This window comes from Streptomyces sp. NPDC020379 (assembly GCF_044387105.1).
Lineage (GTDB): Bacteria > Actinomycetota > Actinomycetes > Streptomycetales > Streptomycetaceae > Streptomyces.
Genome location: NZ_JBIRVR010000028.1, coordinates 83,422 through 92,350, shown reverse-complemented (window position 1 = coordinate 92,350; position 8,929 = coordinate 83,422). Strand labels below are relative to the sequence as shown.

Here is an 8,929-nt window from a genome sequence, read left to right as displayed (position 1 = left end):
ACTCCGTGAAATCCAGTACCGCAGCGAAATCATCGACGGCTGCCTCACCGGAACCGGACTCACCCTCACGACACCACACCAACAAAGTCAGTAACAATTGCCGAGTCGCACGGCGCCGTCGATCGAGACACGGCGCTCTTCTCGCGCCGATCCGGGCCACTGCGACTCACGCGATTGGAAGAGGTTCAGCTCATCATGCGCTCCACCATCTCCGCTTATACCCGTCTGCCCAAGGCTCACAAGCTCTCCGCCGCCGGCATCGCCGCGGCCGGTGTCGCCGCCCTGTCGTTCGCCGTCGTCCCGAACGCCTTCGCCGCCTCCGACGCCCAGCCCATGGCAGTGAAGCCCGTCGCGTGGAACACCACCGCTTCCGACGACTCCGGCGAGACGCAGCAGGCCCAGCAGGCCGCCGCCACCCAGGCCAAGGCCGCCGCCGGTACCGCCAAGACCGAGCGGGCCGACAAGCAGGCCGCGAGCCGCTCCGAGGAGCGCAAGCCGGTCCAGGCCGCCCCCAAGGTCTACGGCGACAACCTGGACGGCTGGATCAACCAGGCGCTCGACATCATGCACACCAAGGGCATCCCCGGCTCGTACGAGGGCCTGAAGCGCAACATCATGCGTGAGTCGACCGGCAACCCCCAGGCGATCAACAACTGGGACTCCAACGCCGCCGCCGGTATCCCGTCCAAGGGTCTGCTGCAGATCATCGACCCGACCTTCAAGGCGTTCCACGTCGACGGCACGTCCTGGGACATCTACGACCCGGTCGCCAACATCGTCGCCTCCTGCAACTACGCCGCCAAGACCTACGGCTCCATGGACAACGTCAACTCCGCGTACTGATCCGGAGCGGCCGACCGCGACGCCGAAGGGCGGCAGCACCACCTGGTGCTGCCGCCCTTCGGCGCTGTCCCGCGTCAGACCGACGGCGGCAGGGCGTCGGGGTTGAGGTGTTCGGCCAGGCGGCGCAGGAGGTCGTGCGCGGTCACCCGCTCCTCGGGGGACAGGATCGAGAGCGCCTCGTCGTTCGCCTTGCCCACGACGGCCAGCGCGCGCTCGCTCAGCCGCCGGCCCTCGTCGGTGATGTGCAGGCAGAGCACCCGGCGGTTGGTGGGGTGGGGGCGGCGCTCCAGCAGCCCGCGCTCCACGAGCCCGTTCACGGCGGCTCCCATGGACTGGGCCGTGATCCCGGCCCGGCGGGCGGCCTCGGCGCTGGAGGCCCCGGGCTCCAGGAGGGCGTGCCGCAGCGCGTGGTGCTGCGCCAGGGTCAGATCCAGGGTGCGCAGATCCCGCTCCAGCCGGGTGCTCATGGCCTGGGTGAAGCGCCAGGCGAGGTAGCCGGTGTAGGGGGACTGTTCATTCATGGGGACCACCACTTGTAAGGCAGCTTATATTCGCTGCTACTGTTATCAGGCACCTTATAAGTTTGGACGGTTCTCTTGTCGCTCTCCACACCCCCGACGCAGCACGCCTCCCACACCGGCACACCGGATCCCGCGCCGCCGCAGCACCCGCAGAGCGGCCTGAAGGGCATCCTCCTCCCCGTGGCGGTCGTGCTCGCCATCGGAACGATCTTCGTCAGCGTCTACCTCGCCGCCTTCCACGCCCCCAAGCCGCACGACCTCCCGGTCGCCGCCGTGGGCACGTCCCAGGAGGCCCACCGGCTCCAGGGCGCCCTGGACTCCGGCCTGCCCGGCGGCTTCGACGTACGGCCCTACGCGGACGAGAGCGCGGCCCGGGACGCCATCGCGCACCGCCGTGTCTACGCCGCCTACCTCCCTGGCGGCGGCCACGGCGACCCGAAGCTGCTGTACGCGGGCGCCAACGGCGCCTCCGTCACCGGCACCCTCACCGGAGCCTTCGGCCACGTCGCCGGAGCGAGCGGCCACCGGCTCGCCCAGGAGGACATCCTCCCCGCGTCCAGCGGCGACACCCGCGGCCTGTCGATCTTCTACGCGGCCTTCGGCCTGGTCCTCGCCGGCTATCTCTTCGGCATCATGACCTACCAGGCCGCGCCCGCCCTGCGCTTTCGGCAGCGCATGGCCAGCCTCGCCCTCTTCGGTGTCCTGGGAGGGATCGTCATCGCCCTCATCGCGGGCGGCGCCGGGTTCGGCGCGCTGCCCGGCTCCTTCGTGGGCATCGCCGGGACGATCGCGCTGATGGCCATGGCGGCGGGCGGCGCGACCATGGTCTTCATCCGGTGGACCGGACCCGCGGGCGCCGGACTGGCCTCGGTCGTCCTGCTGACCCTCGGCAACAGCACCAGCGGCGGCGTCATGCCCGCCGCCTACCTCCCCGCCTGGCTGCACCCGCTCTCCGGCGTCCTGCCCGTCGGCGCCGGCGTCCGTGCCCTCCAGGGCCTGGCGTACTTCCACCACGACGGCCTGGTCCGCGGAATCGCCACCCTGGCCGCCTGGATCGTCGGCTGCGCGGTACTGCTCCGCCTGCGCGACGCACGCGCGGAGCGATCCCTCTCCTCCTGAGCGGTCGGTCGACAACGCCGGGCAGCCCGGTCCTCCGGGCAGCCCGGTCCTCCGGGCTGCCCGGCGTTGTCGTTCCCGTGCGGTCAGGAGACGGCGGGCTCGGGCGTCCGCGCCTCCCCGACCGCTTCGGCCGCGGGGGCCGCGACGGTCCCGAGCACCGGGTCGGGGCCCGGGAGACCGGCGCGGTGGGCGTTGACACCGGCGCGTACGCCCCAGAAGTAGAAGCCGACGGCGGACACGGCGACCAGGGCGATGTCGAGGCCGCCGGGGATCACCCCGTGGCCCCCGAACTCGGTGCTGCCCAGGGCGGACAGCAGCGCCAGCCACAGCAGGAACCCTGCCATCCACCAGGCGGGCGCGAACTGCCGCCGCAGGCTCGTCTCGCCCTGGCGGCGCAGCACGACGGCGGCGATCGGCACCGACAGGAGGGTGAGCAGGGCGACCTTGCCGGTGTTGGGCCACTTCGACCAGTACAGGGCGCAGGCCGCGAAGGCGAAGGTGAGCGGGCAGAGCACCTTGGCCGCGGGCAGGCGGAAGGGGCGCGGCAGATGCGGCTTGGTCTGCCGGAAGACGCCGACCGCGATGGGCCCGATGAGGTACGAGACGACCATGGCCGCCGAGACGACGCCGGCCAGGGCCTCCCAGCTGTGACCGACCGTGAGCAGCAGCAGGACGGAGAAGGCCAGGTTCAGCCACATCGCGGGGCGGGCGGTGCCGTAGCGGGGGTGCACCTGGGCGATCTTCTTGGGGAAGAACCCGGTCTCGGCGAGGTTCTGGGCCAGGTACGCGGCCGAGGCGACGTTGCCGATGTTGGCGCCGGAGGGGGAGATGAAGGCGCCGAACTGGAGCATGGTCACGACCCAGTGCAGCATCAGCAGCTTCGCGAGGTCGGCGAAGGGGGACGCGAAGTTGATGCCGCTCCAGCCGGCCGCCTGGTCGAGCTGCTCCGGCGGGACCGAGCCGAGGAAGGCGATCTGGAGGGCGAGGTAGATGACCAGGCCGAGGCCGAGCGCGCCGACCAGGGCGAGCGGAATGGCGCGGCCCGGGTTCTTCGCGGCGCCGCCGAGGTTCACGACGGCCTGGAAGCCGTTGAAGGCGAAGACGACACCGGAGGCGGTGACGGCGGTCAGGACCGCCGACCAGCCGTTGGGCGCGAACCCGCCGTGGCTCGTGAAGTTCTCCGTGTGGAAGCCCGAGGCGATGAACGCGGCCACCGCGAGGACGGGGATGGCGAACTTGACCAGGGTCAGCACGTTGTTCGCGCGGGCCAGCAGCGCGACCGACCAGTAGCAGGCCAGCCACAGGACGACGGTCAGCAGCAGGGCCGTCGCCATGCCGGTGCCGGTCAGCGCGCCGTCGGAGACCAGCCCCCGGGCCCAGCCGAAGTTCCAGGACGCCATGTACTGCGTACCGGCGATCGACTCGATCGGGATCAGGGACGCCGTGGCGATCCACACCGCCCACCCCGTGACGAAGCCCAGGACCGGCCCGTGCGAGATCGTGCCGAACCGGGCCATGGCTCCCGGCAGCGGGTACGCCGCGCCGACCTCGGCGTACGACATGGCGATCAGGCCGATGAAGACGGCGCCGATCACCCAGGCGACCAGAGCGGCGGGCCCGGCGACCTGGGCGGCCTGACCGGCCCCGAAGAGCCAGCCCGAACCGAAGATGGACCCCAGCCCGATCATGATCAAGGCGAAGAGACTGAGACCTTTGCGGTTGGCCGCGCTCAAATCCATGCTGTGCTGTCCGTTCTTGCGGGGTGACCAAAAGACAGGTCACCCACCTTATGTGCGTTGAACAGGTCATTCGTCCGCTGAGGACCGTGATGTCCTCAGGCGTCGAGGCGTCCGTTGCGGTATCCGGCCGTCATGACCTCTGTCACCTTCCGCGGGGAAAGGCGCATGGCTACGCGGCCGTGCCGCGGTAGCCGGGGGAGCGGTGGATCACCGCGCGGCGGGGCAGGGGCCCGGTGGGCCGGTGCCGGACAGGCCCGGCTCACGGCAGGGCTCGCGATGGTCGTGCATGGGGTCTCCTCGCGGGTCTCGGGCGAGTGACCGAAAGCAGAAGCCCCGGGGCACTCGCCCCGGGGCTTCGGACTCAAGAACAGCAGTCAGCGCGCCGGGACACTCTCCGGCGTCGTCGTCATCGTGTCGGCGCGCTTCATGCGGATCACCGTAGCAGAGTCGCGCCGCCGCCCGTCCGGCCGAGCTCCGGCGCGGGCGCGGGGACGCGCTCCAGGACCCCGCCCGCGAAGACGTCGTACAGCGGCAGCGTCTCCAGGTGCACATAGCCGATGTGGCAGTCGCACACGGCCAGCGGGCAGGGGCGTGGCTTCAGGGCGGCGCGGTAGGAGCCGTCGTAGAGATTGCCCAGCTCGGCGCGGACGAAGTGACAGCGGCGCACCGTGCCGTCGCCGTCCACGGAGATCACGGACTCCCCGGTGCGGCAGGGCAGCCCGGCCGAGCGGTGGGGGTGGCGGCTGTACGGGAAGAGGGGGTCGAGGGCGGTCCAGCGGTCGGCCTCCTCGTCCGTGTACGTATGCCCCTCGGCCGCGTTCACCCACAGATAGACGTGCTCCGGCAGGGCCGCGCGCAGCCGCCGCGCGTGGTCGAGGTGCTCGGGGAGGCCGACGACGCCGACGCTGAACCGCACGCCCAGAGCGGCCAGCCGGTGCGTCTTCGCGAGGAAGCGCTCGTAGGGCGTCTGGCCCGGGTGATAGGTGCACCACAGGGCGACGGCGGTGAGATCGGCGTCCGCCAGCCAGTCCGTTCGGCAGCTGAGGTTGGTCTGGATGGCGACGCGCTCGACGTGCGGTGCGTGCGACAGCGCCACGAGCGCGTCCCGGTACCACGAACGCACCAGGCCCTCGCCCCACGGCGTGAACAGCACGGAGAGGCGGTCACCGGTCTGCCGCCCGGCCCAGCCGGTGAACCGTTCGAGAGCCGCCCGGTCCGCCCGCAGCTGCGCGGTGCTGTCGCGCCGCTTCGCGAAGGGGCAGTACGGACAGTCGTAGTCGCAGGACTCCAGGGGGCCGCGGTAGAGGAGCGTCAGGTCCATCGGCCCGCTCACCTCGACTCGTACGCGGCCATCGCGGCCCGCACCCCGGGGGAGAACAGCGCCGGGCCGAGCGCGTCCGAGTGCGCGAGCCCCTCGGGAGACAGGCGCAGCCGCCCGGCCGGGCCGTCGGCGAGCCAGCCGTGCGCGGCGAAGGCGTCGAGCTCGGCGGCGAAGTGCTCGTACGGGCTGGCGCCGAACCGCTGCCGGTAGTCGTCGAGCGGCATGCCCTCGGCCTGGAGCAGCGACTGGAGCAGGTGGCGGCGGCGGGCCTCGTCCTCGTCGACGTACCGGCCGTGCGCGGCGCGCGTGAAGTCCTCCGTCGCGGTGTAGGAGTCGATGATCGCGCGGATCTCGCGCATGTCGACCGCGTAGTCGAAGGAGTAGTGCAGCGCCGAGGTGTAGGACCGGGCGCCGCAGCCCAGCCCGATCATCCCGTCCGTCTGGCACGCGTAGTCGGCCGGCCCCTGCGCGGGCGCGTCCGTACGCCGGAACATCCGCATGGACACCTGCTCGTAGCCGTGCGCGAGGAGATGGTCGCGGCCCTGCCGGTACAGCCGCAGCCGCTGCTCGTCCCAGGCGGGCTCCGCGCCGGCGGAGGAGCCGGCCTGCCGGCCCAGGCCCGTCAGCGGCCGTACGTACAGCGGGTAGAGATAGACCTCCTCCGGCCTCCAGGCCAGCGCCGCGTCCAGGGACAGGCGCCAACTGGCCGCGGTCTGGCCGTCGATGCCGTAGATGAGGTCGATGTTGAGGACGGGGATGCGGGCGTCGCGGATCCGGCCCAGTGCCGCCTCCACATCCGCCCGGCGCTGCGGGCGCACGGCCGCCCGCGCCTCCTCGTCGACGAAGCTCTGCACGCCCAGACTCAGCCGCGTCGCGCCCCGCTCGGCGAGGACGGCGAGCCGGTCGGCCGTGGCGGTCGCGGGGGACGCCTCGACGGACAGCGGTATCGCCCGCAGGTCCGCGCCCATCCGCTTCTCCGCGATGTCGCACAGCCGCTCCAGCTCGGCCGCCTCCAGAAAGGTGGGCGTGCCGCCGCCGAACGCGGCGTTGGCGAAGCGCACGGGCGCCGCGTCCCCCAGCGCGTCCCGCACGGCCGTCGCCTGCCGGTCCAGCGCGTCCAGATAGCGGCCGGTCAGCTCGTCGGGCGCGCCGATGCGGGTGAAGAGGTTGCAGAAACCGCAGCGCACCTCGCAGAAGGGTATGTGGAGATAGAGCGAGAGGGCGTCCCTCGGCTCCCCCTCCCACAGGGCCCTGAGCGTGGGACGGTCGGCCAGGGGGCGGTAGGCCGTCTTGTGCGGGTACGCGTAGACGTAACTCTGATACGGGCGGGGCGGCGCGGGCACGCTCATGCGGACGGCTCCAGGAAGAAGTGGGCGTACGGCACCGTCCACACGGCCTCGTGGCCGAGGCGGTGGCCGGTGTAGCCGTCGTCGCCGTAGGTCGTGCCGTGGTCGGAACAGACGACGGCGAAGCACCGCCGCCGGGAGCTCATCGCGGCGAACAGGCGCGGCAGATGACGGTCGATGTACTCCAGGGCCGCCGCGTGCGTCTCCCTGCTGTCGCCCGCCTCGCGCGTGGCACCCGGCAGATGGAACCAGTTGGGCTGGTGCAGCGCGGCCGCGTTGACGAACAGGAACAGCCGCTCCTCCCGCGGCAGCCCCGCGATCACCCGCTCCGCGCGCTCGACCTGCGCCTCGAACGAGGTCGGTGACGCCACCCCGAACTCCGGCTCCCAGTGGCTCTCCTGGAACATCCCCGGCAGGACACTGCCGAGCGCGCCCTGCTTGTTGAAGAAGCCGACGCCTCCGACGCACACCGTGCGGTAGCCCGCCGCGGCCAGGCCCGACACCAGGTCCGGGGTGTCGAAGACGAAGGTGCGCCCGGCCGTGGTCTCGCTGCCCGCGAACCGCGCGGCGAACAGCCTCGGGTGCGGGCCCGGCGTGGCCGGAGTGGGCAGGAACCCGGCGAACATCGCCTGGTGCGAGGCATAGGTGAAGCTGCCGGGCGCGTGCCGCTCCTCCCAGCGCCCGCCCGGGAGATGCCGGGCCAGATTCGGCAGCCGGCCCGCGGCGGCCAGCTCGACGGCGACGTCGTACCGGAGCGTGTCGAGGGTGAGCAGCAGGATGTCGTCGCGGCCCACGACCTCGTTCATGTCGGGGCCGGCCGTGCCGGGGCCGGCCGTCGCGGGTCCGGGCGGGCCGATGGCTTCCGCGGCGCCGTATGGGTCAGGCTGCTTCATGCGTGTTCCTCGATCGGTGGTGCTGGCGGTGCTGGTGGTGCTGACGGGCGCCGGGCCGCCCGTCCCGTACGGCGGCGACCTGCGCCCCGTACGTGTCGTGCCCCTCGGCCCCGCTGCCCGGCAGGCCCGTGAGCCCCGGCAGCAGATCGCCGAAGGCGTTGACCTCGCCGACGGCGAACCGCCGCCAGCCGACGGCCGGCAGGAGGTCGACGCCCACGCAGAGCGTGCCGGGGAAGCAGGCGGCGGCGCGCTCGCAGATCTCCAGGGCCCGGGCCCACTGCCCGCCCGCCGCCTCGACGGCGGCGGACAGGTCGCCGCGGGAGCCGCCGAGATGAAGGTTGGTCAGAGGGGAACGGCTCGTGCGGACGACCGCGTGGGTGGCCCGCCCGGCGACGACCACGACCCGCAGGTCGGCGGCGCGGCCGTGCAGCGAGCCCTTGGGCAGCCAGCGCTCGACGTGCAGGCCGTCGGGCGCGAGGGCGTCGACGATCGTGGCGATCTCCCGCTCGCCGGTGTAGCGGCGCAGCCGCAGGGAGTTGTGCAGCAGCCCGTCCGGGGACAGCTCGACCGACGTCGTCGCCCGGATCCGCCCCGCGCCCGCCGTCTCCACGGCGAGCACCCCGGACGCGGACGAGCCGTGGGCGAGCTTGACGAAGACCCGCCGCATACCGGGCGCGCCCATGAGCGCCCGCACGTCGTCCCAGCCGCGCACCGGCGCCGCCGGGCCCGACGTGGGTGAGGCCGGGACCGGCACCCCGGCCTCTTCGAGCAACTGGTGGCAGCGCCGCTTGTCGAAGAGCACGGCCAGCTCGTCCGGGTCGTCGAGCCGCACACCGCCGCGCAACGACCGCACGGCGGCCGTGAACCGCCCGTACCAGCGGGCGCCGCCCTCCACCCGGGTCGGCCCGTCGACACCCCGCAGCGCCCGGTCGACACCGGCGTCCTCACCGGGCGAGTCCAGACGTACGGTCTCGCCGGCGCCGAACTCCGCGCCGCCGTCCCGAAGGACGTCCCGCCACGCGACGATCCGCGGCCCGGGCAGCCCCGCCGCCCGCACCGCGTCCGCGAACAGCCGCACACGGCGGTTCTCCGGATTGCCGACGACCGCGAAACGAGGCCCGTCCTGACCGGTGCCCGATGCTGACAT

At 72.7% G+C, this 8,929-nt stretch carries 8 protein-coding genes; 2 read left to right on the top strand and 6 right to left on the bottom strand.

The features are described 5' to 3' along the window. The first annotated feature begins 195 nt into the window (after positions 1-195). Positions 196-843: a transglycosylase SLT domain-containing protein gene (locus tag ACH427_RS28585; RefSeq protein ID WP_398874001.1), complete on the top strand. Its 648-nt coding sequence runs from the start codon at positions 196-198 to the stop codon at positions 841-843. A gap of 74 nt (positions 844-917) precedes the next feature. Here the strand turns inward: ACH427_RS28585 and ACH427_RS28580 are convergent, their stop codons facing one another. Next, entirely contained in the window at positions 918-1,364 is a 447-nt protein-coding gene (locus tag ACH427_RS28580; protein ID WP_398873999.1) for a MarR family winged helix-turn-helix transcriptional regulator, read from the bottom strand. Between the two features lie 75 nt (positions 1,365-1,439). On the opposite strand from ACH427_RS28580, the gene ACH427_RS28575 reads away from it, so the two are divergent. Beyond that, positions 1,440-2,483, top strand: coding sequence for an ABC transporter permease (locus ACH427_RS28575; RefSeq protein ID WP_398873997.1), 1,044 nt, complete (start codon positions 1,440-1,442; stop codon positions 2,481-2,483). A gap of 83 nt (positions 2,484-2,566) precedes the next feature. On the opposite strand, the gene ACH427_RS28570 is transcribed toward ACH427_RS28575, so the two are convergent. The 5 genes from ACH427_RS28570 to ACH427_RS28550 all read right to left on the bottom strand — a co-directional run bounded on the left by ACH427_RS28570 (position 2,567) and on the right by ACH427_RS28550 (position 8,929). Beyond that, positions 2,567-4,222, bottom strand: coding sequence for an APC family permease (locus ACH427_RS28570; protein ID WP_398873995.1), 1,656 nt, complete (start codon positions 4,220-4,222; stop codon positions 2,567-2,569). A 433-nt stretch (positions 4,223-4,655) separates the two neighbouring features. After that, the gene (locus tag ACH427_RS28565) at positions 4,656-5,543 is read right to left on the bottom strand and encodes an STM4011 family radical SAM protein (protein ID WP_398873993.1); all 888 of its coding nucleotides are present in this window, start codon (positions 5,541-5,543) and stop codon (positions 4,656-4,658) included. A gap of 8 nt (positions 5,544-5,551) precedes the next feature. Then, positions 5,552-6,892, bottom strand: a complete 1,341-nt coding sequence (locus ACH427_RS28560; RefSeq protein WP_398873991.1) for an STM4012 family radical SAM protein — start codon at positions 6,890-6,892, stop codon at positions 5,552-5,554. Beyond that, on the bottom strand, positions 6,889-7,695 hold the full coding sequence (locus ACH427_RS28555) for an STM4013/SEN3800 family hydrolase (protein WP_398874009.1): 807 nt from the start codon (positions 7,693-7,695) through the stop codon (positions 6,889-6,891). The genes ACH427_RS28560 and ACH427_RS28555 overlap by 4 nt, the downstream gene beginning before the upstream one ends. Before the next feature lie 73 nt (positions 7,696-7,768). Further along, positions 7,769-8,929, bottom strand: coding sequence for an STM4014 family protein (locus ACH427_RS28550; RefSeq protein WP_398873989.1), 1,161 nt, complete (start codon positions 8,927-8,929; stop codon positions 7,769-7,771).

What these genes read in the sequence shown, in the direction of transcription:
- ACH427_RS28580 (WP_398873999.1), bottom strand. Translation starts at nt 1,364, where the DNA reads ATGAATGAACAGTCCCCCTACACCGGCTACCTCGCCTGGCGCTTCACC.
- ACH427_RS28560 (WP_398873991.1), bottom strand. Translation starts at nt 6,892, where the DNA reads ATGAGCGTGCCCGCGCCGCCCCGCCCGTATCAGAGTTACGTCTACGCG.
- ACH427_RS28585 (WP_398874001.1), top strand. Translation starts at nt 196, where the DNA reads ATGCGCTCCACCATCTCCGCTTATACCCGTCTGCCCAAGGCTCACAAG.
- ACH427_RS28570 (WP_398873995.1), bottom strand. Translation starts at nt 4,222, where the DNA reads ATGGATTTGAGCGCGGCCAACCGCAAAGGTCTCAGTCTCTTCGCCTTG.
- ACH427_RS28550 (WP_398873989.1), bottom strand. Translation starts at nt 8,929, where the DNA reads ATGTCAGCATCGGGCACCGGTCAGGACGGGCCTCGTTTCGCGGTCGTC.
- ACH427_RS28565 (WP_398873993.1), bottom strand. Translation starts at nt 5,543, where the DNA reads ATGGACCTGACGCTCCTCTACCGCGGCCCCCTGGAGTCCTGCGACTAC.
- ACH427_RS28555 (WP_398874009.1), bottom strand. Translation starts at nt 7,695, where the DNA reads ATGAACGAGGTCGTGGGCCGCGACGACATCCTGCTGCTCACCCTCGAC.